At 60.0% G+C, this 26964-nt stretch carries 23 protein-coding genes; 18 read left to right on the top strand and 5 right to left on the bottom strand.

The window, feature by feature from the left end:
* Positions 1 to 692 (top strand): Crp/Fnr family transcriptional regulator (locus I5L79_RS11185; protein ID WP_196955131.1); only part of this gene is annotated, 692 nt, incomplete at its 5' end.
* A gap of 112 nt (positions 693 to 804) precedes the next feature.
* On the opposite strand, the gene I5L79_RS11180 is transcribed toward I5L79_RS11185, so the two are convergent.
* Positions 805 to 3894, bottom strand: a complete 3090-nt coding sequence (locus I5L79_RS11180) for a PAS domain S-box protein (RefSeq protein WP_196955130.1) — start codon at positions 3892 to 3894, stop codon at positions 805 to 807.
* A 446-nt stretch (positions 3895 to 4340) separates the two neighbouring features.
* Here I5L79_RS11180 and I5L79_RS11175 point away from each other — a divergent pair, with 446 nt between their 5' ends.
* The 5 genes from I5L79_RS11175 to I5L79_RS11155 all read left to right on the top strand — a co-directional run bounded on the left by I5L79_RS11175 (position 4341) and on the right by I5L79_RS11155 (position 7581).
* Positions 4341 to 4598 (top strand): cyclic nucleotide-binding domain-containing protein, encoded by a 258-nt coding sequence (locus tag I5L79_RS11175; RefSeq protein WP_196955129.1) that lies wholly within the window; start codon positions 4341 to 4343, stop codon positions 4596 to 4598.
* Between the two features lie 298 nt (positions 4599 to 4896).
* Positions 4897 to 5454 carry a TetR/AcrR family transcriptional regulator gene (locus tag I5L79_RS11170; protein ID WP_196955128.1) on the top strand — a complete coding sequence of 186 codons (558 nt, stop codon included), beginning with the start codon at positions 4897 to 4899 and terminating at the stop codon, positions 5452 to 5454.
* A gap of 55 nt (positions 5455 to 5509) precedes the next feature.
* Positions 5510 to 6415: an NAD(P)/FAD-dependent oxidoreductase gene (locus tag I5L79_RS11165; protein WP_196955127.1), complete on the top strand. Its 906-nt coding sequence runs from the start codon at positions 5510 to 5512 to the stop codon at positions 6413 to 6415.
* A gap of 144 nt (positions 6416 to 6559) precedes the next feature.
* Positions 6560 to 6814 (top strand): hypothetical protein, encoded by a 255-nt coding sequence (locus I5L79_RS11160; protein ID WP_196955126.1) that lies wholly within the window; start codon positions 6560 to 6562, stop codon positions 6812 to 6814.
* An 89-nt stretch (positions 6815 to 6903) separates the two neighbouring features.
* Entirely contained in the window at positions 6904 to 7581 is a 678-nt protein-coding gene (locus I5L79_RS11155) for a class I SAM-dependent methyltransferase (RefSeq protein ID WP_196955125.1), read from the top strand.
* A 277-nt stretch (positions 7582 to 7858) separates the two neighbouring features.
* On the opposite strand, the gene I5L79_RS11150 is transcribed toward I5L79_RS11155, so the two are convergent.
* The gene (locus tag I5L79_RS11150; protein WP_196955124.1) at positions 7859 to 8551 is read right to left on the bottom strand and encodes a hypothetical protein; all 693 of its coding nucleotides are present in this window, start codon (positions 8549 to 8551) and stop codon (positions 7859 to 7861) included.
* 357 nt (positions 8552 to 8908) lie between these two features.
* Here I5L79_RS11150 and I5L79_RS11145 point away from each other — a divergent pair, with 357 nt between their 5' ends.
* Positions 8909 to 9739, top strand: a complete 831-nt coding sequence (locus I5L79_RS11145) for a helix-turn-helix domain-containing protein (protein ID WP_196955123.1) — start codon at positions 8909 to 8911, stop codon at positions 9737 to 9739.
* A 199-nt stretch (positions 9740 to 9938) separates the two neighbouring features.
* On the top strand, positions 9939 to 10676 hold the full coding sequence (locus I5L79_RS11140) for an SDR family oxidoreductase (RefSeq protein WP_196955122.1): 738 nt from the start codon (positions 9939 to 9941) through the stop codon (positions 10674 to 10676).
* 152 nt (positions 10677 to 10828) lie between these two features.
* Here the strand turns inward: I5L79_RS11140 and I5L79_RS11135 are convergent, their stop codons facing one another.
* Both I5L79_RS11135 and I5L79_RS11130 read right to left on the bottom strand, forming a co-directional pair.
* Complete coding sequence (locus I5L79_RS11135; protein ID WP_196955121.1) at positions 10829 to 11557, bottom strand: LytR/AlgR family response regulator transcription factor; 729 nt, start codon at positions 11555 to 11557, stop codon at positions 10829 to 10831.
* The gene (locus tag I5L79_RS11130) at positions 11547 to 12308 is read right to left on the bottom strand and encodes a sensor histidine kinase (RefSeq protein WP_231403043.1); all 762 of its coding nucleotides are present in this window, start codon (positions 12306 to 12308) and stop codon (positions 11547 to 11549) included. The genes I5L79_RS11135 and I5L79_RS11130 overlap by 11 nt, the downstream gene beginning before the upstream one ends.
* A gap of 508 nt (positions 12309 to 12816) precedes the next feature.
* On the opposite strand from I5L79_RS11130, the gene I5L79_RS11125 reads away from it, so the two are divergent.
* Positions 12817 to 13746, top strand: coding sequence for an ABC transporter ATP-binding protein (locus I5L79_RS11125; protein WP_394368797.1), 930 nt, complete (start codon positions 12817 to 12819; stop codon positions 13744 to 13746).
* On the top strand, positions 13743 to 17357 hold the full coding sequence (locus I5L79_RS11120; protein WP_196955119.1) for an ABC transporter permease/M1 family aminopeptidase: 3615 nt from the start codon (positions 13743 to 13745) through the stop codon (positions 17355 to 17357). The genes I5L79_RS11125 and I5L79_RS11120 overlap by 4 nt, the downstream gene beginning before the upstream one ends.
* A gap of 364 nt (positions 17358 to 17721) precedes the next feature.
* Here the strand turns inward: I5L79_RS11120 and I5L79_RS11115 are convergent, their stop codons facing one another.
* Entirely contained in the window at positions 17722 to 18345 is a 624-nt protein-coding gene (locus I5L79_RS11115) for an acyl carrier protein phosphodiesterase (protein ID WP_196955118.1), read from the bottom strand.
* A 151-nt stretch (positions 18346 to 18496) separates the two neighbouring features.
* Here I5L79_RS11115 and I5L79_RS11110 point away from each other — a divergent pair, with 151 nt between their 5' ends.
* The 8 genes from I5L79_RS11110 (at position 18497) to I5L79_RS11075 (ending at position 26953) form a co-directional block, all read left to right on the top strand.
* Entirely contained in the window at positions 18497 to 19009 is a 513-nt protein-coding gene (locus I5L79_RS11110; protein WP_196955117.1) for a pyridoxamine 5'-phosphate oxidase family protein, read from the top strand.
* A 163-nt stretch (positions 19010 to 19172) separates the two neighbouring features.
* A complete protein-coding gene (locus I5L79_RS11105) occupies positions 19173 to 19865 on the top strand; it encodes a spheroidene monooxygenase (protein ID WP_231403042.1) in 693 nt (230 codons plus the stop codon).
* Between the two features lie 370 nt (positions 19866 to 20235).
* Entirely contained in the window at positions 20236 to 20922 is a 687-nt protein-coding gene (locus tag I5L79_RS11100) for a hypothetical protein (protein WP_196955116.1), read from the top strand.
* A 37-nt stretch (positions 20923 to 20959) separates the two neighbouring features.
* On the top strand, positions 20960 to 21958 hold the full coding sequence (locus I5L79_RS11095) for a hypothetical protein (protein WP_196955115.1): 999 nt from the start codon (positions 20960 to 20962) through the stop codon (positions 21956 to 21958).
* 80 nt (positions 21959 to 22038) lie between these two features.
* Positions 22039 to 23817, top strand: a complete 1779-nt coding sequence (locus tag I5L79_RS11090) for an OmpA family protein (protein ID WP_196955114.1) — start codon at positions 22039 to 22041, stop codon at positions 23815 to 23817.
* A 181-nt stretch (positions 23818 to 23998) separates the two neighbouring features.
* Positions 23999 to 24775: an ABC transporter permease gene (locus tag I5L79_RS11085; RefSeq protein ID WP_196955113.1), complete on the top strand. Its 777-nt coding sequence runs from the start codon at positions 23999 to 24001 to the stop codon at positions 24773 to 24775.
* A 162-nt stretch (positions 24776 to 24937) separates the two neighbouring features.
* Positions 24938 to 25765, top strand: coding sequence for an ATP-binding cassette domain-containing protein (locus tag I5L79_RS11080; protein ID WP_196955112.1), 828 nt, complete (start codon positions 24938 to 24940; stop codon positions 25763 to 25765).
* A 93-nt stretch (positions 25766 to 25858) separates the two neighbouring features.
* On the top strand, positions 25859 to 26953 hold the full coding sequence (locus tag I5L79_RS11075; protein WP_196955111.1) for a porin: 1095 nt from the start codon (positions 25859 to 25861) through the stop codon (positions 26951 to 26953).
* Positions 26954 to 26964 lie beyond the last annotated feature (11 nt).

Raw genomic sequence — 26964 nt, 5'->3', positions numbered from 1 at the left:
TCAACCGGTTTCAGCACCTCAGGCCCGACTACGACCTGCAACAGGACGGTTTAAACGACTTTCTGGACGATGCCCGCGCCATGGGTAACCTCGACAGCCTCTCGGCCGACCGCAAAGTGCACGTGGTGCGGAAAAAGCAGAACATCTACCTCGAAGGCGACGAGCCGATACGCGTATACTTCGTGAAAAGCGGGCGGGTGAAAACGCTAAAATCTACCGGTAGCGGCAAAGAGCTGATTACGGGCTCTTATGGCCCGGGGGAGTTTTTCGGGTACCTGCCCTTGCTGGAGCATACCGAGCACAGCGACTCGGCCGTGGCTACCGATGAGTCGGAGCTGGTCTACATTCCGCGCGACGACTTCTCCCTGCTGCTGCAGCACAACCCCGCCGTGGGCCAGCAGTTCATCCGCCTGCTGGCGGGCCGGGTGAGTGAGCGGGAAACCCAGCTGCTGACCATGGCCTACAGCTCCATCCGCCGGCGCGTGGCCGACACCTTGCTGAAGCTGCATGCGCAGGCCGGGCCGGACGCGCACATTCACTTCACACGCGAGGATCTGGCTGCTATGGTCGGCACCGCGACGGAGTCCCTGATTCGTACGCTCAGTGAGTTCCGAGCCGACGGCCTGGTGGAGCTCACGCCCAAAAGCATTCGGGTGCTGCAGCCCGACCAGTTGCGCAGTGCCCGCTGGTAGGCGCCGCGCCCAGCTAACCAGGTTCAGTTCAGCGCGGTGTTTCGTTCTGCTGACTGCATTTCACAAGCCCTGCACATCTTTTTCGAATACCTGTGGAAGACGTGCGGCCCGCTTAGCCAGCTACAGGCTTATTCGCTTGCGCCGGCGCAAGGGCCTGCGCAAGCAATAGCAGTTTCCCTTCCAACTCTTTTGCGGCTTGAGCACAGGCAGTTTCTATCTTCGAGAACAGGGACAGCAGCCCGGTCATGACTTCCTGGCTGGCCCCATCACCAACGGAAATCAGGTTCACGGCCATGGCCTGAATGGACTTCGTGATATTCTCAAACTCCGGGTCCATCCCCATAGTAGCAAAGGTCGGAATCATGGAATGCGTAGCTCGTTTCAGGGCCATCCAGTCTTTTTCGGCAATAGCCTGTTTCATGGTTTGCACCAGCTGCGGAATCTCCTGCAGGTACAGGCCAATCATTTCAGCCATGCGGGCGTCGCTCTTGGTGATGCGTTTCAGGTAGTCGAAGTTGACGCAGGTCTGGGCCTGCTTTGGCACGTCACCTACAGGTAGCGCAGCCGTTTGGTCGGCGTCGGACTGCTTCAGGTACTTGATGATTTTGCTGTAGAGCAGCTTGTCGTCAATTGGTTTGGAGATATAGTCATTCATGCCCACGGCCTTGCACTTCTCCACGTCTACCGTGGTCACATCGGCCGTGAGGGCAATGATGGGCACGTTCAGGCGCAGCTCGTTGCGAATGTATTCGGTGGCTTCAAACCCGTTCATTACGGGCATCTGCAAGTCCATGAGCACGATGTCGTAGCGGGTCGTGCGTAGCTTCTCCAGGGCGATTTTGCCGTTGCCGGCCACTTCCATCTCAAAGCCGAAGTCCTCCAGCAGCGTTTTCATCAGCAGCTGGTTCAAGGCAATATCTTCCACCACCAGGATTTTGACGTTTTTGAAACCCTCCTCCCGTTCAATATTCAGGTTGATATCCGCGCTGGCTTTTTCCAGCGTTTTGGCAAAGCTCAGGATGAAGCTGAACGTGGAGCCTACCCCCACCTTGCTTTTCACATTAATGGTGCCTCCCTGGGGCTCCACCAGATTTTTCACAATGGCCAGGCCCAGCCCCGTCCCGCCGTATAAGCGGCTGGTGCCGCTGGTCGCCTGCTGAAAATCGTCGAACACGGTATCCAGCTTGGTTTCCTCGATGCCAATACCGGTATCGGTAACCGCAAACTCAAGGATGACTTTTTCCTTGTCCTGCACCAGCATGCGCACGCCCACGGTGATGGTGCCTTCGCTCGTAAACTTGACGGCGTTGCTTACCAGATTCAGGATGACCTGATGCAGGCGCACGGGGTCACCCACCAGCACGTCCGGGATTTTGGCATCGTAGTCCATCACCAGCTCCAGGTTTTTCTCCTGAATCTTGGTTTCGAACAGGTGCACCATCGCCGTTACCGACGACGCGAGCTTGAACGGGATTTTCTCAAAGGTCATCCTGCCCGCATCCACTTTGGCCAGGTCCAGAATGTCGTTGATGAGCACAATCAGCGTGTCGCCGCTGAGTTTGATGGCCGTCAGGTATTCCCGCTGCTTATCGGTCAGCTCCGTTTTCAGCACCACCTTCGTAAAGCCGATGATGGCGTTCATGGGCGTCCGAATCTCGTGGCTCATGTTACTGAGAAACTGCTGCTTGGCTTTCACCGCGCTTTCGGCTTTGGCCTGGGCTTCCTCGGCCAGCACGGTGGCACGCTCGGCCGCGAACTTGGCTTCAATGAGCTCCGTGGCAATGCGCTTCTGGTCGGTTACGTCGCGGGCGACAATCACCACGCCCAGCACCTTGCCCTCGTCGTTTTTGTACACCGACCCGTTGAAGAGCACATCGGTCAGCTTGCCGTTTTTGTGGCGCAGGGTAAGGGGTGAGTCAGCCACCGTACCCTTGGCAAACACTTCCTGGTACACCTCACGCGCCATCTGCGGGTCGGTGAAGTATACGAAGAAGTCGGAGCCGATGAGCTGCTCGCGCTCCATGCCGGTGATGTACACCGTGGCCCTATTCATGTCCGTGATTTTGCCTTCCGGGCTGATGGTAACCAGCGGGTCGCGGCTGGCCTCAATCAGGCCCCGGGCGTAGTTAGCCACGCGCAGCTCGGCCGCCCGCTTCACTTTCTCGTCGTTCTGAAAGGCCAGCTCTTTATTGGCAATGACCAACTCCGCCGCGCGCTTTTCCTTCTCGTCGTTCTGAAAAGCCAGCTCAATGTTGGCAATACTCAGCTCCTGGGCGCGCTTTTCCTTTTCGTCGTTCTGAAAGGCCAGCTCTTTATTGGCAATGATTAACTCCTGGGCCCGCTTTTCTTTTTCGTCGTTCTGAAACGCCAGCTCTTTGTTGGCAATACCCAACTCGGCTGCGCGCTTTTCCTTTTCGTCGTTTTGGAAAGCAAGTTCAGTATTAGCAATACTCAGCTCGGCCGCTCGCTTTTCCTTTTCGTCATTCTGAAAGGCCAGCTCGGTGTTAGCAACGCCTAATTCCTGGGCGCGCTTCTCTTTCTCATCATTCTGAAACGCCAGCTCCGTGTTGGCAATTATGAGTTCCTGGGCCCGCTTCTCTTTTTCGTTGTTCTGAAAAGCCAGCTCTTTATTGGCAATGCCGAGCTCGGCCGCGCGCTTTTCCTTTTCGTCGTTCTGAAAGGCTAATTCCTCATTGGCGACGCTCAACTCCTGCGCCCTTTTTTCTTTCTCGTCGTTCTGGAAAGCCAGCTCTTCGTTGGCGATGCTCAGCTCATCGGCCCGCTTTTCCTTTTCGTTGTGCTGAAAGGCCAGTTCTTTGTTGGCGATGCCCAGCTCCGTAGCCCAGTTTTTCTCGGCTACTTCCCGGGCTACCAACACCGCTCCTAGCGCCTTTCCCTGTTCGTCCCTGTTTACGGAGCCGTCAACCAGCACCTCCGTCAGGTTGCCGTTGGAGTGGCGGAGCATAAACGGCACGTTGCTAATCGTTCCATCCGCCATTACCTGCCGGTAGGCTGCCCGCACCTGTTCTGGTTCGGTAAATAGGTTGAAAAAGTCACTCCCCATCAACGCGTCCCGGTCTACGCCCGTCAGGGTTACGGCGGCCTCGTTGATATCGAGGATGATGCCCTTCTGATTCACGGTAACCAATAAATCCTGGCTGGCCTCAATCAGCTGCCGGTACTTTTTTTCGCTTTCTTTCATCGGGTAAATTCACCAAGCCTAAGAGCAAATGTTGGCAGGATGTTTATTGATTGGGGTGTGAGCCGGCTTGTTGGTAGGACGTAAGCCCCTGCCTGACAATGCTGATAAGTAAAAGCTTAGTACAAAAAACAACGCAAGCACGTGGCTTATACAGGCCTGATTATCACGTAAGGTAGCCTTTTCTTATTTGAGAATATTTATATTACCAGTAGCCAGCCTTCTCCCTTGAGTACGGGCTATACACTTAGCTTAAACGTGGGCAAGCAATTGGCACGCAGGGCATCAGGCGGCAGATGCCAAGAGCAGTGCCGGACTCGCTGTAGCTATGGGCAGCAGTACCAGGAGCTGGCCCCTGTTCCGGCCGGAGCAGCGAATGACCTTCGCCGTCAGCGGCGCTTTGCGCCTCTACCGCACCGACGAGGCGGCGCAGGAGCACATCCTGCGCTTTGCCCTGGAGAACTGGTGGGTTACCGACGCCGAAAGCTTCCACACCGGGCTGCCGGCCAAAGGAGCAGTCGGCGGGCCGCCACCTCGAGGCCCAGGGCAACCGGCTTTATACAGCCATCAGCCACACGGCCGAAGAGCGGTACCAAGAGTCCGTGCAGGCCTTTCCCGATTTTTACCAGCGCATCCCCCTGCACATGATTGCTTCTTACCTGGGAGTCTCACGCGAAACCCTCAGCCGCATCCGCAAGCAGCATTGAGGAGCTCAGGAGGGCGTATCCGGCAAAGACTACGGGATATACGCTGTTTTCCAATTCAGTGCTCCGAATGCTTGCCTGGCCGGAACTTCCCGCTTAGCGACGCCCGGCCGCTGTCAGCGCAGGGAGGCCTTGTAAAGTCAGCTTAATCATTGCTGCAGTTACGGAGTGCTGCAGTTACGGAGAATCCTCTTCCAATACCTGTTCCGGGCACTTAGCAGCAACATAGGCCAAGCTTTATACAGTATTAATTTCCGGATCATGTCTCACATATGAGACATGATCCTTACATTTGCTCCCGATGACATCCGGCACGGAGCAAACTATTGTGGAAGCGGCTATTCTCGTTTTTAACGAGGATTACTCAGCCCCCCTGGAAAAGGTGGCCGAGCGGGCGGGCGTTACCCGCCGGACGCTGCACCGCTACTTTGCCGGCCGGGAGGAATTGCTGGCCTGTTGTGCCCGCGACATGCAGCGCAGCTGCCGCCTTGCTCTAACCCAGGCGCTGGCCAGCTCCTCCGACCCTATGGTTCAGCTCGAACATATACTCTATGCGGGCATCGACTGCGGGGCCAAGTACGCTTTCTTCACCAAGCTGCACACCCGGCCCGAACACCAGCACGCCCCCGGCCAGGTGGCCGACTGTGCCGAGTACGACGCCTTGCAGGCCCGGTGCCGAGCCGTTGTCACCCGCCTGCAGCAGGAAGGGAAAATCAGTGCCCACCTCTCGGCCGATTGGGTGCTGCTGCTGCTCAGCGGGGTAGTCAAAACCACGATAGAGGCCCGGGCTGCGGGCGCCGCGGGACCGCACCTGCAGCAGTTTGCCTGGTTCTCTTTCAGCAAAGGCATCGGGCTGTAAGTTTTTTTGCTTTCTCGTGTCTCATAAATGAGACATCAACTTTTTTCCTTACCAGATGGAACAGCAGCTCACTGTGGAAGTAATCATTATCGGCGGCAGCTACGCTGGGTTGTCGGCTGCCCTTGCCCTAGGGCGGGCGTTGCGACGGGTACTGGTACTGGATAGCGGCCAGCCGTGCAACCGCCCAACCCCGCACGCGCACAACTTTCTGACCCGGGACGGAACGGCACCCGCCGAGCTAGCCGCCCAGGCCCGGGCCCAGGCGCTGGCCTACCCTACCGTGCAGCTGCTGCCGGAAACTGCCGTAGCGGCCCGCGGCTCCGATGGCGACTTCACCCTGACAACGGACACTGGCCGGGTAGTGCGCGCCGGCAAGCTGCTTTTCGCCACCGGGGTGCGCGACCAGCTGCCTGCCCGGCCCGGGTTTGCCGAGTGCTGGGGCATCTCCGTTATTCACTGCCCTTACTGCCACGGCTACGAGTACCACCATCAGCCCACTGGCACGCTGCTCAACGGTGAGGCCGCCCTGGAACACGCCCGCCTGCTGCGTCAGTGGACCGACCAGTTGACCATCTTCACCGATGGCCCGGCCACGTTCTCGCCCGGGCAGTGGGCCCAGCTGGCCGACGCGGGCATAGAAGTTGAAGAAACGCCCGTACGGGAACTGCGCCACCAGGCTGGCCAACTCACGCACATCGGTTTGCTGGACGGTCGACAGGTTCCCCTGGCAGCCCTCTACCTGCGGCCGGGCATGGAGCAGCACTGTCTGTTGCCGCGGGACCTGGGCTGCGCCTACACCGAGGCGGGCTATCTGCAGGTAGACGGCATGCAGAAAACCAGTGTGCCGGGCATCTACGCGGCGGGCGATGCAACCATGCCCATGCGGGCGCTTAGTATGGCCGTGGCCGGCGGCACCATGGCCGGGGCCGCCCTCAACTCCGAGCTCCTGCTTTCCTGGTAAGCGGGTATGTTCTTATTAACTACTCTCGCGTGCTTGCTAACCCGGATGGAAGACGGTCTTAGCTGCCTTTTTCGGCAACTAGTTCGCCTTGACGCGCCCCGTGTTGTTGCGCAGCGGCTTGCTACTGAAGACGCAGCCCGTAGTTTGGGCCCCGCGCCGGCCGCCGCGGGGCCACAACGTTACGTGGTGAGCTATCAGCTTACCGAGGCAGAGTTGCGCGAAGGCCGGGTGGTTGCCTGCTCCGTGGTGCCGTGCGTCCGGCTGTTCGACACCGATGAGCTAACCGTGATTTGGGCCGAGCTGGTGGAGGAGCACGGGCCCTGGCCGTATCGGCTGGGCCTGGAGATTCTGGCCATTGACGCCTACCAGCTGCCTGCTTGTGTCAACTCACCCGGCTGATCCGGCCCGTAGCTTTTGGATACCGGCGGACTTTGTCCCCGTCGCATCGACTCTTCTTCTCTTTATTCCACTTTCTTATTTTCTGGCCGATGCTTCCCTTTTCTGACCCCCAGGCCGTTGCGCGCTACGCAGAGCGTCCGCCCCGCATCGTACCCGGCTTTGCGGATCTGCACCGCATGAGCGCGCTGCTGCTGGCTGAGCGCATGCCTGCTGCCGGGCGGATACTGGTGATTGGTGCGGGCGGAGGGCTCGAATTAAAAACGTTTGCCGAGTTTCATCCCGGCTGGCAATTCGATGGCGTTGATCCCTCTGCGGAAATGCTACGGCTGGCCTTGGCCACGCTCGGCCCGCTGGCAACCCGGGTGCAGTTCCACGAAGGGTATATTGATGCGGCGCCGGCTGGGCCTTTTGACGCCGCAACCTGCCTGCTTACCTGCCACTTCCTGCCGCTGGAAGAGCGGCGCCACCTGCTGCAGCAGGTTCTGCGGCGGCTACAACCGGGCGCCCCCTTCGTTGTGGCGCACCACAGCTTCCCCCAGCACCCAGATGAACAGGCAGTGTGGCTAGCTCGCTATGCGGCCTTTAGCGTTGCCGCTGGTGGGGCCGATCAAGCCCAGGCGGAGGCCGGAACCGCCATCATGGCCGCCCGCCTATCGGTCCTTTCTCCCCAGCAAGACGAAGCGCTGCTACGGGAAGCCGGCTTTGCCAATGTCAGCCTCTTCTACGCTGGCTTCACGTTTCGGGGATGGGTGGCTTACAAGCCCTAAGGAGCTTTCTGCCAGCTGACTTTACCTCAGCTTTTTTCCCGACACGAGAAAGGGCTTATACGGGGATGAGCGGTTCTCACTCAGCCCTTTAGAGTCCAGCGGCACCGACGGATTCCGACGCCAGACTTCGCGCCTGGGCTCGGAGCCTAGCGCCTGACGAGCTACCTCACGCGCCGGCATCCTCAGTAGCTTATGCCCCGGTGCGGGTCCCGTGTTCATAAAAAAAGCCCCACCGAGCAGTGGGGCTTTTTCAGTTATCGGCCAGGGCAGACTGGAACTAAAACTTGGCGCCGAAACCGAGCTGAAACTCGCGTATCCGGTACTCGGCGTCGTACGTGTAAGTGCCCCGCAGCTGTCCTTCCATATGGGAGGCTCCCGGAATGAGCACGTTGTAGGGTGTTTCCGATACCGTGGCCGAGAGCAGCAACCGGTCATTGGTAAAGTAAATTCCCGGTTGGAGGAAGGTGTAGCTATACCCCTGCTCACTCAGGTTGACCATCTGCCCCAAGGCAATGCCCGGCAGCAACCGCCCCGACTCGCCGATCCGCACCGGGTAATAGAAGCCAATGTCTACCCGGGCCCGGCTCAGCAGCCGGCTGATGTGGTCGCGCCCGTAGGCCGTAATAGTGCCGTTGCTGAACGTTTCGGTGTAGCCCGTGCGGTAATTCAGATGCTGCATGTCCAGACCCACCGTACCGGATAAGGTCAAACGCTTGGCCACTTCTTTGAAGCCTTTCACTTGCAGAAACCCCGAAAAGGTATTGCGCACCGTAATCTTTCGGTCTTCCTCGGGCGAGGGGTACGTTCCTTGCGGCTGGTAGCTTCCGCCGTAGGAGGTTGTGCGAAAGGCACTGACTTTACCGCCTCCTTCCAGGTAAACTTTCCAGGGAGCAGCATCCTGCGCGGCGGCAGTGTGGCTCGCGCTCAGCGTAGCGCCAAGCAGGGTGGCAAGAATTAGTATACGGGTCATTGCAGAAAGAATTTATGGCAAGCAGACAAGCAAAAAGGAATAGAATGCAGGTAAAGTTGGCTTGCCGGGGCCAATTAACTTAGAAAAGGGGGCAAACCGGCCAGCTGCCAGCCTATCGGAGGGTGTCTGTTTTTGACTTTGTTGTACCCGGCAGCGCACGTACAGAGAGAAGGGCAAACGGTGTTGCAACCCACTGCTCTGCCTGCCCGGCTCGTTCCCTGCCGAACGGCCCGCTGAGCAAAGCAAATTCGGCCTTTTAAACAAAGCACTCCGGCCCCGGGCCACCTACTTTTGTATGGTCAGGCAGCGCTTCATGCCGAAGTAAGCTGCCTGACAAACCCCGAACCCTACTGCCTTATGGCCCTCAAGCAGTTGAACCGCTACGCGGAAATGGTCGTCGCCTGCCACGGCGACCAGCGCTACGGAGGCGAAATAGCCGCCGAAGATGCTATGCTGGTGGGTGTGCTGGCGGGCGAGCTGAAAGTGGTGCAGGCCAACCATACGTACTGCTGCGGCCCCGGCGACACCTTGCTGCTGCCCCGCAAGCAGCCGGCAACCCTGCTGAAATACCCCAAAGATGGCACCCCATACCAGGCCTTGGTGCTGAAGCTGCCCACGACCCTGGTGCGGGCCTATTACACCGAAAAGGCCCTGGCACCCGCTGGACCAGCATCCCCCGCTTTGCTGGTTTTCTCGAAAAATCCGCTGCTGCAGAGCCTCTTTGCTTCCCTGTTGCCTTACCTGGAGCTGCAGCATCCCTTGCCGGAAAAGCTCCGGGCCGTTAAGGTAGCGGAGGCAATAGAGATACTGCGCAGCCTCGACGAGCACGCGGACGGGGTACTGGCCGACTTCTCCGAGCCGGGCAAGCTGAACCTGGTGGCTTTTATGGAGGCAAACTACATGTTCAACATGCCCCTGACCCGGTTTAGCTACCTGACCGGCCGCAGCCTGACCACCTTCAAGCGGGACTTTAAAAAAGCCTTTCAGCTAAGCCCCCAACGTTGGCTCACGCAGAAACGGCTGGCGCTAGCCCACTACCAGCTGGCGGAAAAGGGCAGAAAGCCGGTGGAGCTTTACCTGGAAGTGGGCTTTGAGAACCTGGCGCACTTCTCCTATGCGTTCAAAAAGCAGTTTGGCTACTCCCCGAGCACCCTGGCTAGCCCAGGCACCGGCAACCGACTGCGCTAGGCTACCCCAGAAAAAGGCATCCTGATGCCCGGTTGCAGCTACTACCAGCTGGCGCGGGCAGGGCTTGTCGTGCGCTTCGCAAGCGCCTTATAAAGCCCTGGCCAACACCTCATCGACAGGGCTGCATCCCTGGCCCGATTGCCCGGCCGGAAGGGTTCCGCCGGTTCGTTTCCTCTATTACATTCACCCACCTCAACCCATGAAGTCAGCACTCGTGACCGGCGCCAACAAGGGTATTGGCCTGGAAGTGGCCCAACAGCTCGCCCGGCACGGATTTTTCGTGTACCTCGGCAGCCGCAACCTGGAAAGCGGCCAGGCCGCCGTTCAACAGCTCAGGGCCGCGGGCCTCACAAACCTGGAAGCCATCCAACTGGACGTCACCCGTCCCGACTCCATCCGGGCGGCCCGGGCAACCATTGGCGCCAAAACATCGGCGCTGGATGTGCTGGTCAACAACGCCGGCATTTCCGGCGGAGGGTCGCAGTCGGCCCGGCACGCCACGCTGGAGCAATTTCGGTCCGTGTTTGAAACCAACGTGTTCGGGGTGGCCAGCGTCACGCAGGCGTTTCTCGACCTGCTGGAAAAATCCTTTCAGCCGCGCATCGTGAACGTGAGTACGGCCATGGCCTCGCTGACGCTGTACGCCGACTTTGCAAACGAGCAGTTAGCCTACCGGCTGCCGGTGTACCAGGCCTCGAAAGCGGCCCTGAACATGTACACCCTCAATTTGGCCTATGAGCTGCGCGGCACCCCTTTTAAAGTAAACGCGGTATGCCCGGGCTACACCCAAACCGACTTCACAGGTCACCAGGGCACCAGCACCGTGGAGCAGGCCGGGCAGCGCATCGTGAAGTACGCCCTGCTTGGCCCGGACGGCCCTACCGGCCAGTACTTAAGTGAAGAATACTTTCCGGCCCCGGCGACGTGCCCGTGGTGACGGGGTCGGCGCCAGCCCAGGAGTATTTCAGCTTTGGGGCAGGAATGGCGCCCCACTGAATGCTCTAGTTACCATCTAAGACCAGCATGGGCTTGCTGATTCCAGCGGGGACTTCTGAGGCGAGGAGCGAGAAACTCTACCACCAGCACCTTCTACTGCAGCCCCCTGAGCATTCTATAAAACGCTTCGGCGTACGTTTCGCTGATGGGAATGAGCTGGTCGGCAATCTGAATCCGGTTTTTCTCGATGTGGTCGATTTTGTTTAGCGCCACCAGAAAGGACCGGTGCACGCGGGCAAACTCCTGGGCGGGCAGCAGCTCTTCCAGCCGGGCAAAGCTGAGCAGGGTCATGATCTTCTCGTCCCGGGTGTGTATGCGCAGGTAGTCCTTCATGCCTTCCACGAAGAGAATATCACGGGTGGCAACTTTCTGGATGCGGTGGCCCACCTTCAGGAAAATATGCTCCTGCTCTAACTTCGCTTCGGCTTTTTCCTCCTGCTTTGCCGGGACCGGGCGGGGGTTTTGTTCCTGATACAGCCGTAACACGGCTCGGTAAAACCGCTCGAACGTGAAGGGCTTCAGCAGGTAATCCTTCACCTCCAGGTCGTAGGCCTTCAGTGCGTACTGGTCGTAGGCGGTGGTGAGGATGATCATGGGTTTGGGGCTAAGCATCGGGATATAGCTGAGCCCGTCCAGGTCCGGCATGTTGATGTCCAGAAACAGCAGGTCGGGTTGGTCAGCCGCTAGTTGAGCGGCCGCTTCCAGGGGGCTCATGAAGGTGCCTTTCAGCTCCAGAAATGGCACTTTCCGGATGTATTCTTCCAGTATTTCCTGGGCCAGATGCTCGTCCTCAATGATGTAGCAGGTGAGCTTATCTTTCATGCGCTGGGGTGTGAAGGCCGTGGATAGCAAGGGTGACCGTAAAAGTGTTGCCGGTGCTGTGAACGTCCAGCGTATGCTGGCCCGGGTACAATAACGCCAGCCTTTTCCGGACGTTGGGCAGCCCGATACCGCCGGGCTCTTCCAGCGCACGAGCCGGCTTTTTGGCTATTGGGTTCTGCACACGGAAGGTTAGACAATCTTCCTTTATTTCCACCCAAACTCGTAGGTCGCCGGGCTCCAGGCGGGCGGGGCTGTGCTTGTAGGCGTTTTCCAGCAGGTGGATGAACAGCAAGGGGGCAATGGAGCAGGCGGCCGTTTCTCCGGCTATGTGCAGGTCCACCACCGGACTGTTCTTGTAGCGCAGCTGCTGCAGGCTCACGTAATCCTGCAGATAGTCCAGTTCCCGGGCCAGCGGTACCGTGGCCGCGTTGGACTCATAAATCATGTAGCGCATCAGCGAAGCCAGGTGCATGACGGCCTCCGGGGCGGCCGGGGCCTGCTTGTACACCAGCGTGTGGATGTTGTTGAGAGTATTGAACAGGAAGTGCGGGTTGATCTGCGACTTCAGATTAACTAATTCGGCTTCCACCGCCTGCTTTTCCAGCTGCTCTTTCCGGATGGTATTCAGTACCAGGTTCTCGGTCACGCGGGCCAGCCAGCTCAGGAAGAGAAAGAGAGGTACCGTAGCAATCAGGTGCATAAAATAGTACCCGGCATCGAACCGCTTCTGGTGGAAAAGCAGAAATGGCATAGGACCCGTCAGCATAATCCCTGCTACTCGGAGCCAATAGTCTCTTCTGTTTTGCCTGCCCGTGTATTGGGTTAGCAGGTAGAAATGAAGGTAAAAAACATACAGGCAGGTCGCTATAAACGCGGCAGTGGTGCTGCGCCAGTAGACATCCTTGTCATTATCCAGTTGCAGGCTTACCAACCAGGTAAATAAAAGCCAGACGACCAGGTGAGTTAGGCGGAAGATTCTTTTGACGCGCTCCATCCTACAAAGGTGAGTTTTCCTGTGGTTGCGCGGGCCTCTGTTTCGACCAGCTGCGAAGGCTAATCTACGGGAGGGCAAATGAGGACTACCAGTGCGTTGGCGGAAGCAAAGCCCCATTTGGTCGAGTGCTTTCCCGCATCAGCATATCGGGTTTCGCTTTTCAAGGCGGTAATAATTGCTTCGTCCTGAGATAGCGAAAGCAGGCATCGGTACAGGTGCCTGGCTCCCTTGATGTCAACCAATCAACCGAAGCCACTCCGATACAATGGCAAATCCTCCCTTGGGCCTGAGCATCCGCAACGTATCCAAACGCTATGCGAATGGCGTGCAGGCCTTGCAGAACGTGACGCTGAGCATTCCGCCGGGCATGTACGGACTGCTGGGCCCAAATGGCGCCGGCAAATCAACGCTGATGCGCACGCTCGCCACGCTGCAGGAGCCCGACGAGGGCCAGCTGTTTCTAGGCGACATCGATGTAGTGAACCAGAAGGAAGCCGTGCGCCAGACGCTGGGCTACCTGCCCCAGGAATTTGGGGTGTACCCCAAGGCTAGCGCCGAGGAGTTGCTCGACTACTTCGCGGTGCTCAAAGGCCTAACCAACCGGGCGCTGCGCAAAGAGACTACCGAGGCCCTGCTCAAACAAACCAACCTCTGGGACAAGCGCAAGCAGAAGCTGGGCGGCTTTTCGGGCGGCATGAAGCAGCGCTTCGGAGTAGCAGTGGCTTTGCTGGGCAACCCGCGGCTGCTGATTGTAGACGAGCCCACCGCGGGCCTGGACCCGGCCGAGCGGGTCCGTTTCCTTAACCTGCTGAGTGAATTAGGCGAAAACAGCGTGGTCATCCTCTCCACCCACATTGTGGCCGATGTGGCGGAATTGTGCACCAACATGGCCATCATCAACCAGGGCCAAATCCTGCTGGAAGCCGAGCCGCTGGAGGCCGTGGCTGCGCTGAAAGGCCGCATCTGGCGCAAGCTGACCGACAAGCATACCCTGCCGGCGCTGGAGCAGGAGCACCAGATCATTTCGGCCAAACTGCTCAGTGGCCGCACCCTGGTGCATGTGTACAGCCCCGATAGGCCCGGAAGCGGGTTTGAGCCGGTAGAGCCGGACCTGGAAGATGTCTATTTCGGTGCCATGACGGGCTGCTTCGACGCATTTAGTCAGCAACCACAAGCAGAAAGCATAGCACGATGAAGTTCCAACGGATTTTTGCGCTGGAGTTCCGCTACCAGCTGCGCCGGGCCGCTACCTGGCTCTATTTCGGGGTCTTGTTGCTCATTACTTTTCTGGTGGTCATTGCCAACTATGCCTCCGATGCGCGGGACGGGTATTTTTTACTTAATGCGCCCATCGTCATGGCGTCCGTCACGGTTATCTGCTGCGTATTTTGGCTGGTGATAGGTGCCTCCGTGGCCGGCGAGGCGGCGGCCCGCGACGTGCAGACGCGCATGCATTTGCTCACCTACACGGCTCCTGCCAGCAAAGCCGCCTACCTGGGCGGGCGGTTTCTGGCCACTTTTGTCCTTAGTGTGCTCATTCTGCTCGCCATTCCGGCGGGTATGCTGCTGGCCATGCATTTTGCCGGGGTAGAAGCCGAGATTCTGGGGCCGTTCCGGGTGATGCCCTACCTGACTACCTTCTTCTTTATTGCGCTGCCCAACGCCTTTTTCGCCACGGCCATGCAATTTTCGGCGGCGGCGCTCAGCCGCCGGGCCCTGGCCAGTTACCTGGTCGGAGCGGCCCTTTTTGCGGCGGCCTACACGATATGGCCGCTCCTGGAGCAGGGCGGGGAATGGGGTAATCTGGCCGACCCGATGAGCTTTGGCCCGGTGCTGAGTCATCTGTCCAGTGACTGGAGCCCGCTGGAAAAAAGTACGCGTTTTCTGCTGCTGGAAGGCTCCTTCCTGGCCAACCGCCTCCTGTGGCTGGGCATTTCGCTGGGCCTGCTGGCGTTTACCTACTTCCGGTTTCAGCTCGTGTTGCCCGAAACCGGACAAAAACAGCCGTCAGGCAAACCGCTCCCCGCAGCGGTGTCGGCCTGGAAGAAGCTGCCCTGGGGAAGCAGGCTGGCGCTTCCGCAGGGCAGGGGAACGTATGGAGTGGCCACCCAGCTACGTCAGCTGCGCCTCATCACCTGGAACGCCTTTCTGCAGCTGGCCAAAAGCAAGGCCGGGCTGCCCCTGTTGGCCGTTCTGGCCCTGCTGGTGGGGGCCACCGTGCCCGGAAACCTGAAGGGCCGGGGCGTGCCTTTGCTGCCCCGCACCGACTTTGTCCTGGATTATCTGACTGGGCCCCTGGCGCAGCCGGAGCGTTTCTGGCCCATTATTGCGCTGCTTACCATTTTCTACGCCGGTGAACTGGTCTGGCGGGAACGGGAAGCGGGTTTGGGCGATATTGGGGGAGCGGCACCGGTGCCGGAGTGGGTGCTGCTGCTTAGCCGCTTCCTGGCCCTAAGCCTGGTGCTGGTGCTGTGGCTGGCCATGCTGATGACGGCCGGAATAGCGGCGCAGGTGGCCATCGGCGGTGCTACTCCGGAAATCGGGCTATACCTGCAAACCGTGTTCGGGCTGCAGCTGGTGGATTGCCTGCTTTTCGCCCTGCTCGCGCTTCTGGTGCACGTGCTGGTCAATCAGAAATTCGTGGGGCATCTGGTGGCCCTTCTGGCTTATGGCTTTGTCGCCTTCGCTCCCACGCTGGGCATCAAGCACAAGCTTCTCATTTTTGGCGCCAGCCCGCCGTGGACTTATACCGATATGGCTGGCTTCGGCCCCACACTGGCGCCCTGGCTGTGGTTTAAAGGGTATTGGGTGGCCTGGGCCCTGTTGCTGGCGGTGGTGGCACGGCTGTTTTGGGTGCGGGACCGGGAGGGCAGTTTTACTTCGCGGCTACAGCTGGCGCGAAGCCGCTTCACGCGGGCCACCGCCTTGGTTTCGGGGGTAGCCGTGGGGGGCATTTTTACCTTGGGTGGGTTCATTTTCTACCATACCAACGTGTTGCACGAGTACGCCAGCGTCTCCGAGACTACGGCCCAGCGTGCCGCCTACGAAAAGCGCTACCGTCGGTACCTGAACGCACCCCAGCCCTTGCTGACTGGGGTAAACCTGCGGGTGGAAATCTATCCTAAGCAACGGACGGTGGCCATACAGGGCACGTACCTGCTGGTGAACAACAGCCCGGTAGCCATTGACTCGGTCCATCTGGCCACGGGCGCGGGCGTGGAAACCACTGCAGTAAACTTCAATCATCCAGCTAAGCAGGTACTCGTGGATGAGGAGCATGGCTACCGCCTGTTCGCCCTGGCCCAGCCCCTGCACCCCGGCGACTCGCTGCGCCTGAGCTTCCAGGTGAAACACCACGCACAGGGATTTTCCAACAACGGCGCCGACGCGCAGGTGCTGGCCAACGGCACCAGCTTCCGGAATCTGGAGTGGCTGCCCGTCATCGGCTACCAGCCCTACCGGGAGCTGGACGAGGCCGGCGCCCGCAAAGCCTATGGCCTGCCTGCCCGGCCCGCTACCTACTCGCTCTACGACGTGGCGGCGCGCCGGTACGCCCCGTTTCCCGAGCAAATCCGCTTGGAGGCCGTAGTGGGCACGGATGCGGGCCAGACAGCGGTGGCGCCGGGCACCCTGCGCCGCACCTGGACTAAAGCCGGCCGCCGCTACTTCCACTACGCTACCGAGGCACCTATTCGCAACGAGTACGCCTTTTTTTCGGCCAACTACGCGGTGCAGGAAGGCAAATGGCGCAACTCATTGGCTGGTCCGGGGCAGGAGGTTGTCATCCTGATTTACTACCCGCCGGGGCAGACGGAAAACCCAGCGCGCATGATGCGCAGTGCCAAGGCGTCGCTGGATTATTACACCCGGCAGTTTGGGCCCTACCCGCATCGGCAGCTGCGCTTTGTGGCTCATGCCAGCTACGCCTTCGGCCACCACGCCGCGCCCAGCAACATTACGGCGGAGGAGGGCTTTTTCCTGTTGAATCCCAAGGCTGACGAGCGGGGCTTTGATTTGGTGACGGCCGTGGTGGCGCACGAAGTGGCGCACCAGTGGTGGGGCAATCAGCTCAAGCAAGCCTACGTGGAGGGCGCCGGCCTGATTACTGAGAGCCTAGCGTGGTACTCGGCTATGGGAGTGCTGGAGGACCAGTACGGTCCGGAGCGCCTGCAGGCGCTGCTGAGCTTCCTGCGGGAAGAAAACGAAACCCCACGCACCCGCGCCGCCAAGCCGCTGCTGCAGGCCGACGACTTTTACCAGAACTACCGCAAAGGGCCCTTTGCGCTGTACACGCTGAGCCAGTACATCGGCCGGGAAAAGGTAAACGCGGCGCTCCGGCAACTGCTGGCGAAGCACCGCCCCGGCACTGTTCCCTTCGCCACTTCGCTGGACCTCTTCCGGGAGCTGCAAACGGCCACGCCCGATTCCCTTCAACCGCTGCTGCACGACCTATTTCAAGCCAACACCTTTTGGGAGGTGAAAACGGAAACCGCTACCGCCAAACAACTCAAAGGAGGCAAATGGCAGGTGACGCTCAGCCTGCAGGCCAGCAAGCTGGTAGTCGATAGTGCTGGCACCGAGACCAAACTGCCAATGAAGGATTGGGTGGAAATGGGCGTATTCGCGCCCGCCGCCGTGGGCAAAGAGAAAGGCAAGCTGCTCTACCGGCAAAAGCACCTGCTGAAATCCGGCCGGCAGACAATTGTGCTGACGGTAGCTGACCGGCCGGCTGAAGTCAGTGTTGATCCACGTCAGTTGTTGACTGATTGGAAGGCAGAGCATAACCGCCCAGTGACCTTGCCTTAATACCACCACATCAACTCTATCATTCACTCGCCATATTGCTTTCCATCACTCCCGCCCGCGTGGAATGACGAGATAGTGACAATGGACTTTACCCCCTTGACCGGCATGGTCATGCACTTCGACGGCAAGGTAGCCGCCGTGCGCGACGCCCCCGCGAGGAACTCGACCACGGCCACGGCCACGGCGAAGGCGGGCGCCAGCATTAGGGATATTCGGCTAACTACAAGAAACAAAAAACAGGGCTTAGCAGCCCCGTTTTTTGTTGGCAGTTTGACTTCTACTTTTAGTTGACTTACCTAACGGGGAAGCTTACAGGTTGTGTGCTTCCCCGTTAGGTGAACCAGTGAAAAGTAAAAAACTTCTGCTAAAACATTGCTGCAGAGGCTTCAAATTTCATCACCCCCGCCCGCAGCTCCGGCCAGAACTCCCGAAAATCTGCCTCATAGGCGGGTAGCTCCGCCAGAAACGCGGCCGCGCCGGTAGCCAGTAGTTCGGCCTGGGGGACGCGGCGGCTCAGGCCCAGCAAGGCATTGCGCAGGCCCTCGGGGTGGGCGTAGCCGGTAAGCCAGTCGCCCTTGCGCATGTACTGGAGCATATGCTGCAGGCGCGGCGGTAGCTCCGCGCGGCGGGCGTGCAGCAAGGCGTACATGCGCTGGGCAAACGCGGGCAGGGGCTCGGCGGCATCGTAGTGAAACTCAGCAAAGTCGCGGGCCAGCAGGTGGTCGAAGCCCACGTCGGACACGACCCCGGCCCACTTCCCTAGGCCGGCCGTGCGCAGGCGGGCGGTGGTGCGGCGCACCACGGGGTGGGCGTCGGTAAAGGAGTCGATAAAGCGGTGGAGGCGGATGCCGCGCTGCACGGCTTCGGGGTAGGCCAGCACGGCGGCACGGCCTCGCACGGCTTCGGCCGCGAAGTTGCCCACGACGATGTCGGCGTAGTCGGGCGTGGTGGGCGGGCCGGAAAGCAACAGGTGAGCCAGGAAGTTCATTGGGGGCGGAAGGTCGGGAAAATCCGGGCAACCTGGGCTGCACCCGAACCCGACCGTAGCGTGGGCCGTACTTCTGGCAGGCTCACCCCGGTGGCCCGGCCCGCCGGTGCGGGTCGTTTTCCTGATGTACTATTCTTCAACCTCCTGCCCCATGGCCGACCAAACACCCGTTACCAACGACCTCACTACCCTCCTGGAAAAAATCAAGGATGTGCGCATTGCCATGCTCACCACCACCGACGAGGACCACTCCCTGCGCAGCCGCCCTATGTTCACCCAAAAGCCCGACGGCTCGGGCGCGCTGCTGTTCCTGACCGACAAGGAATCGGCGAAAGTATACGAAGTGAAAAAGGACAGCCAGGTAAACCTGAGCTTCGCCAACCCCGAAAGCAACGTGTACGTCTCGGTTTCGGGCCGCGCCAATGCCTACCGCGACCAAGCCAAGATTAACGAGCTGTGGAATGAGTCAATGCGTGCGTGGTTTCCCGGCGGCAAAGACGACCCTAGCATCTACATTCTGAAAGTGGAAATCGACAAAGGCGAGTACTGGGATACCCCCAGCTCGGTTCTCACGCGGGCCTATGCCTACGTGCGTGCCCTAGCCACCGGCGAGCGAAGCAAAGCCGACGACGTGAACGAGCACGCCAAGGTGAACGTGCAGTAACATTTGAGAAGCCAATTGTTATAAAAGGACCGGGCTGCCCCGGTCCTTTTTTTACGCGCTGTTTGTAGCTTGCCACGTGCCCGCGGGCCATGTGGCGCTTGGCTTTGCGCAGCTGCTTCAATGCCCAGCTGGCTTGTTTTTTGATTTTTTTTCCCGCTTTCTCTTGCCCCTCACTACTATTTCCTTGCTTACGCTGCACCCCAATCAGAAGCGCTGGGGATTTGCGCAAATGGGCACGGCCCAGCGCCCCCTGCAGCGCGTACCTGGGCTGCAGTTTCAGAAGCTGCTGGGCAGCGGGGCCGGGGGCTTCGGCGCACTGCCCAACCTGCTGCGCTACGGCTTTATGGCCGTGTGGGAATCGGAAGCGGCGGCGGAAGATTTTTTTAATAGCCACCCGCTGTGGCGGGAGTACAAGCACCGGTGCCAGGAAATCTGGACGGCCCATCTGGCCCCAATCAAGTCGCACGGACTCTGGGACAAGCAAAACCCATTTGACTACCCCGATACCAGTCAGGCTGCCGATGGGCCGGTAGCGGTGCTTACCCGCGCCTCTATCCGCTGGCACAAAACGCCGCGCTTCTGGCGCTACGTGGCGCCTACCAGCGCTACCATTGCCCAGGCCCCCGGCGTACTGGCCGCTATTGGCCTGGGCGAGCTGCCCGTCGTGCGCCAGGCCACCTTTAGTTTGTGGACCTCGGCCCAGGCTATGCAGGACTACGCCTACCGCAGCGAAAAACACAAGGAAGTTATCAAGCTCACCCGCCAGGAAAAATGGTATGGGGAAGAGTTGTTTGCGCGCTTCCGGGTACTCAGCAGCCGCGGCACCCTCGACGGGCGCAACCCGACGCAGGCGTAGTCAATGAGAGGTAGAAACGCAATACGTTTGCATCTGCCCGCCAGCGGATCGTTCTGCGGCAGTAGGTTACGGCTGTGTAAACCGAACGTCATGCTGAGCGGAGCCGAAGCATCTCTACCGCTTCGCCTGCATCATTCAGCGAAGTGGTAGAGATGCTTCGGCAAGCTCAGCATGACGGCCCAGACAGCTTCATTCTGAAAACCGACCCTTCCAAAATGGAAGGGTTTTTCTTTTTGCGGAATTCTCAGCCTTCCCATGTTTTATTTTTACTTTCTCATTATCAGTTATATAACTCATATCTCAACCAATGTAGTTACGGGCGGCACCGGGTTTGGCAATAGGCTACCATCAACCAAACACCGCCTGACCAATGCCCATCTTCGACAACCTCGCCAAAGCGGCCAAAGACTTCTTCATTGAGGAAGGCGAGGAATCCACTTCCCCCGCGCCTGCTTCGGCCCGGCCGCTGCCGAATGCCGCTCCCCCGGCCTTAACCCCGGCGGGCATGCCCTACCCAGCAGCCCCTCCCCTGGTTACCCAGCCCGAGCAGCGCCACCTCGACCACATCCAGAGCCTGCTCACGGGCAACGGCAAGGACTTCGTGGCTTACACCAAAATGGTAAAGAGCCTGGGGGCCAGTGGGCTGAGCGGGCCCATCCTCTACCAAACGGCCTTCAATGCCTTTTCGGCCGTGACGGGCATGGACTTGCCCGGTCTGCTGGCTTCGGCTGAGGAGTTTGAGCGCAAGCTCACCGCCGACCGCAACCACATTCTGGAGCGGCACCGCGAAAAGCTGGGCGAAATCAAGATTCCGAACCAGCCCGCCAGCGCCCTGGTGCAGCTGCAACAGCAGGAAACCCAGCTGCAAGCTGCCCTTACGGACCTGCAGCGCCAGCTGGAAGCCAAGCAGCAGGAGCTGTTGCAGGTGCAGCAGCAGCGCCAGCAGGAAAGCCAGAAAGCCACGGCCGCCATGGCCTCCTACGAACTAGCAAACTCCGCCGCCGCGGCCGAGCTGCAGGCCCACCGCCAGGCCACCCAGTCCTTCCTGCTGAAGTAGCCCGCGGGTCCATCCTCCACAACCAACTCCTACAACCATGAACACTCCTCTCCTTTCCAACTCTTCTTCCAGCCTCTCCGGCGACTTGCCTAAGTGGCAGCAGCCGGAAAAAGTAGCCGGCTGGGTTTTCCTCGGTGGGCTGGTAGCCGCCGGCGTCTACGGCTGGGGCATCATCGTGCCATTCCTGGTAGACATGGTGTTCGACACCGTGAAGCTGGGCATTGGGCTGGGTGCGCTGTTTCTGCTGTTTCTGCTCGTGACCAGCCCACGCATCAAGGCGGGGCTGTGGTATGCCGGGCAGCGCATTTTCCGCACCGCCGCTGGCATCTTCGTCAACACCGACCCCATCGGCATCATGGAGGACTACATCCGTAGCACCGGCCAGGAAGCCCGCAAGATGGAGGAAGAAGTAGGCCACATCGAAGGCGCCCACGAGCTGGTGAAGCGCAAGCTGGAAGCCAACAACCAGCAGATGCGCGAGTACCTGCAGCTAGCCGACTCGGCCACCCGCCAGCAGGAAGGCGACGCGGCCGCCTCCTACGCTTCCCGCGCCGCTCAGCTCCAGGAATACAACCAGCGCCTGCAGCCCATGCTTACCACCACCCAAAACGTGAGCTTGGTGATGCGCCAGATCCTGAAAGCGGCCCTGCGCCAGATCGACAACAGCAAGTTCAAGGTGAATCTGCTGAAAGACGAATACGAGCTGGTGAAGCGCACCAGCAGCGGCATGCGCGCCGCTATGAACATCCTGCGTGGCGACCCAGACAAGAAGTACTTCTTCGACCTGGCTACCGACCGCGTGGCCCAGGACATGGCCCAGCAGCTCGGCCAGATCAAGCAAGCCATGCGCTACTCCCAGGAGTTCGTGAAGGAAATGGACATCCAGAACGGGGTGATGAGCGAGAAAGGCCAGCGCCTGCTGGAGAAATACCAGAAAGGCGAGTTCAACGCCCTGCTCGACGAGCAGCCCGCGCCCCGCACCACCGCCCAGACCCGCACCGCCACCAACGACGCCTATACCAGCCTGCTGGACTAAGGCTAGAAGCTGCGCTAGTTCCCCTCCTGCATGCAGAAGGGGAATCCTCAACCAACCACTAAAAACCAACCATCAATAAAATGACTACTCGCGGTAAAATTGTAATTGGCGCCCTGCTCGTGGCGCTGCTGTACTTCGGCATCAACAAGCTGGTGTCGAGCGGCATGGTCTTCAAGAAAGCGGCCACCGAATCGGTGCTGCTGAACTCCATTGAGCTGCCCACCCAGAGCGGCGGCGCCCGCACCAACATGGCGGTGCCGCTGGCTCCTTTGCCTTCCGAAACCCCGGCCGAGAAAGGCACGCCCGTGGTGTGGGAGGTAATGGCCTGGAACTCGCAGATGGCGGGGATGCTGGCCAACGGCGGCCCGCGCACCACCCAGGGCTCCAGCATGGCCGCCAACGGCCTGGATATGCAGATTGTGCGCCAGGACGACGTAGCCAAAATGCAGGCCGACCTGGTGAAAAACGCCCTCGACCTGCAAAGCAACCCCGAAACGCCGGGCCTGCTGGTGAGCATCATGGGCGACGGACTGCCGGCCTTCTCGGCAGTGCAGCCCCAGCTGGAAAAGGCCGGCACCAGCCTGCAGATTATTCCATACTCGGTGGGTAAAAGCTTCGGCGAGGACAAGCTGATGGGTCCGAAAGAGTGGCTCGACAACCCCAAGGCCGCTCTGGGCAAAACCGTGGCCTGCTACCTGCGCGACGGCGACCAGAACATTGCCCTGAAGTGGTGCGCCGACAACGGCCTGAAAGTCAACCCCGACGAAACCACCTACGACCCCGAGGCCGTGAACTTCATGGCCGCTTCCGACTTCCTGGTGGCCGCCGAGAAGTACATCCTGGGCAAGCCCGAGCAGCGCACCAAAGTGGTAAACGGCAAGAACACCGGCGTGAAAGTGGACGTGGTAGCCGATGCCGTAGCCACCTGGACGCCCGGCGACGTGAACATTGCCCGCCAGAAGGGTGGCTTGGTCAACATTGTTAGCACCAAGGACTACTCCAACCAGATGCCCAACATCATGGTGACAACCAAGCTCTGGTATGAAACCCACCAGAAAGAAGTAGAAGGCCTGATAACGGCCCTGGCCGTAGCCGGCGACCAGGTAAAAAGTCACCCTGAGGCCCTGAGCCGCGCCGCCGATATTTCCAGCGTGGTGTACGGCGACAAGGACAAGCCCGGTGCTTACTGGCTGCGCTACTACAAGGGCGTAAGCGAGGCCGACCGCAACGGCGAGGTGGTGGAGCTAGGTGGCTCTAAGGCCTTCAACTTCTCGGATAACCTGGCCTTGTTCGGCCTCAACGAAGGCGGCACCAATATCTACGCGGCCGTGTACAAAACCTTCGGCGACGTGCAGCACCGCCTCTACCCCAAGGAGCTGCCCAGCTACGTGCCCCTGGACCAGATGCTCGACCTTGCCCCACTGCGCAAGCTGCAGGACAAATACCGCGGCAAAACCCTGGCCCCGGCCGAGCAGCAGCAGTTTGCCGCTGATGATGAAATCCGCCAGAGCGTGAGCAAGCGGGCCTGGAACATCGAGTTCAACACGGGCCAGAGCTCCTTTACCCCCGCCGCCGAGCAGCAGCTGGCCAAGCTTTTCGATGACCTGGTAGTGGCCGGCCGTCTGAAAGTAGCCGTGCACGGCCACACCGACAATGCCGGCGACCCGCAGCGCAACCAGCAGCTCTCCGAAGACCGCGCCCTGGCCGTGCAGCATTGGCTAGAAGCTAAAAGCGCCAGCGCCTTCCCCGCCGGCCGCGTGCAGGTGTACGCCCACGGAGCCCAGGAGCCCGTGGCCAGCAACGCCACGCCCGAAGGCAAAGCCAAAAACCGCCGCGTAGAAATCGTGCTGGGCAACTAACGGTGAAATAGTGAGCTGGTGAACTTGTGAGTTGCCATTTCATTCTCTTCAACTATGAACAGTCATGCTGAGCGAAGTCGAAGCATCTCTACCGCTTCGTTGCAATGGCAATAATTAGCCAGAGGTAGAGATGCTTCGACTCCGCTCAGCATGACGTTCCATTTCTGACCATTGATTTCCCATGAAAGAGTTATTCTCTCCTAATGCCCAGCCCCGCCGCCGCACTTTTGCCTTGATGGCGGCGGGCCAGGCGGCCCTGCTGCTGGGGCTGTGGCTGTGGATGCCGCTGCGCATGTTCCCCTCTCTCAGTGAAGTTCTCCGCGCATTCGTGGACATGGTCACCACGCAGGGCCTCATCCAGGAGCTGTGGGCCAGCATGACTACGGCGCTGCAAGCCCTGGCCGTGGCCACTGTATTGGCGTTGCTGATTTCCTACCTCACGGCCCTGCCCTTCTTCCGCCCGTTGGCGTATGCGGCCTCCAAGATGCGCTACCTTACCCTCACCGGCCTCACGTTCTTCATGGCCCTGATGGTTAGCTCGGGCCACGAGGTCAAGCTTTCGGTGCTGATTTTTGCCACTACGGTGTACCTCGTCACGGGCATGACCTCGGTGATTCTGACTACCACCCAGCAGGAGATGGACCACGCCCGCACCCTGGGTTTGGGCGAGTGGCGCAGCTTCTGGGAAGTGGTGGTGCTGGGCAAGCTGGATGATATGCTGGAAGTGGTACGCCAGAACTTCGCCATCATCTGGACGATGATTACGCTGGTGGAAACACTCTACCAGTCGGAAGGCGGCATTGGGCTGCTGCTCTACAAGCAAAACCGCTACCTCCACCTCGACGGCGTAGTGGCCATCCAGCTGGTCATCCTCGCCGCCGGTGCCGCCCAGGACTACGTTTTCGGCCTCCTGCGCCGCGTGTTCTTCCCCTACTCCTCGCTCACCACCGCCCGGTAATCGGTTTAAAGCCTCTGCAGTGCGTCATGCTGAGCTCGTCGAAGCATCTCTACCGCTTCGTTGAATTACTACTGCAACGAAGCGGTAGAGATGCTTCGACGAGCTCAGCATGACGTTCGAGAAAGATTCAAACGCCAAACTCACCATTTCACTAACTCAACGATGACGCCCTATTTCTACAAAGCCCCGGTCCTCACCCTCGACAACGTGTCGATGGAATATGGGGGCGAAACCGTGCTGCGCGACATCTCGGCGCAGGTGCTCGACGTGTGCCGGCCCAACATGAACCAAGGGCAGGTAGTGGGCTTCTATGGCCGTTCAGGTTTGGGCAAATCGGTGTTGTGCCGCATCATGGCCGGGCTGATTACGCCCACCAGCGGCACGGTGAAGGTGGGCATTGAGCAGGAAGAAGTGACGCCCGGCGCCGTGGGCTTTGTGCAGCAGCAGTATCCGCTGTTCAACCATCGCACCTTGCAAGACAACCTGCTGGTGGCCGCTGCCCGGAAGTACGAGCCCGAGGAAGCCAAGCGCCAGACCGATGCCTACTTGGAGCGGTTCCAGCTAAGCCAGCACCGCAAAAAATACCCGGCCCATCTTTCCGGCGGGCAGCGCCAGCGCGCCGCTATTGCCCAGCAGCTCCTTTGCTCCGACCACCTCATCCTGCTCGACGAGCCGTTCTCCGGCCTCGACATTGCCATGATTGACGAGGTCAAGAAAATCATCCTCGAAGTAACGACCATGGACGAGCTGAACACCGTCGTCATCGTCTCCCACGACATCCAGACCACCACCGCCCTGGCCGACCGGCTCTGGCTCCTGGGCTACGAGCGGGACGCCAGCGGCCGGCTGCTACCCGGCGCCACCATCAGCGCCCAACACCAGTACAACCTGGCCGAAATGGGACTGGCCTGGCACGAAAATGTGGAAGCCGAGCCCGAATTCAACCGCTTCGTGGAGCTCCTGAAGGATGAGATTCGCCAAAGCGCGTAAGGGCCCGGAGTCCGCCTTCCAGCCCGGCCACTTCCATTACCAATATTCTAGCTTGCTTTCCTTGCGTTCTGCCCGACGCACTCTTTCTCGACCATGAAACTCCAGCTACTGTGCTGTCTGACCTATTTGCTCGCCGCCTCTGCCGTGGCCCAGGTTGCTCCGGCCGCCCCCGATACGGCCTCTCCCATCCCGCCCATCACTTGGTACGGCTTCGCGGATGCTTACTACGGCTACGATTTTCCGGGGCGGAGCCCGCAGCGGCCGGCGTTTCTGTATTCGCATAACCGCGCCAATGAGTTTGCCCTCAACAACGCCGTGCTGGGCGTGCGCTACCAGGACGAGCACGCCCGCGGCGCGCTGGGCCTGCACGCCGGCACCTACGTGGAGGCTAACTACGCCGCCGAGCCGCCGGTGCTGCGCCACCTCTACGAAGCCTACGCCGGCTTCCGGCCCACCCGCCGCGCCTGGCTCGACCTGGGCATTTTTGCTTCGCACATCGGCCTGGAATCGGCGCTGAGCAAGGACAACTGGACGCTGACCCGCTCCCTGGCCGCCGAAAACTCGCCCTACTATGAGGCCGGCGCCCGTCTCACCTACGAGGTTTCGCCCCGGCTTACGGCTACGGCGCTGGTGCTGAACGGCTGGCAAAATCTGCGCGACAACAATCGGGGTAAAGCCGTGGGCACCCAGCTGCAGTGGAAGCCCACCGAGAAGCTGCTCCTCAACAGCAGCACCTTCTTCGGCAACGAGCAGCCCCAGGACTCGGCCCGTCGCCGCCGCTATTTCCACGATTTCTACCTCACGTACGCGGCCTCTCCCCGGCTAAGCCTGGCCGCCTTGTTCGACCTCGGCGCTCAGCAGGCCCCCGGCCGCCGCGCCGAAATGTGGCACACCGGCTACGCCCTGGCCCGCTACCAATTCACCAAGCAGCTTGCGGCCACCGCCCGCGCGGAGTATTATCAGGCCGCTCACGGCGTCCTTATCCAAAATACCCGTCCGCTCGGCCTGGAAAACCAGTTTCGCGTGGCCGGTGCTTCCCTCAACCTGGATTATGCGCCCACTGCCCACGTTACGGCCCGCCTGGAAGGCCGCGTGCTGCACGGAAAAGACCCGCTGTTTAACACGAAGGATAATGGCCTGGCCCGCACTTATGGCAACGTGACGTCGTCGGTAGCAGTGAGTTTTTGAGGTATTGCTCT

The organism is Hymenobacter guriensis, assembly GCF_015773195.1.
Classification (GTDB): Bacteria; Bacteroidota; Bacteroidia; order Cytophagales; family Hymenobacteraceae; genus Hymenobacter; species Hymenobacter guriensis.
The sequence above is the reverse complement of the archived record's forward strand: the minus strand, read 5'-3'. Positions and strand labels throughout refer to the sequence as shown.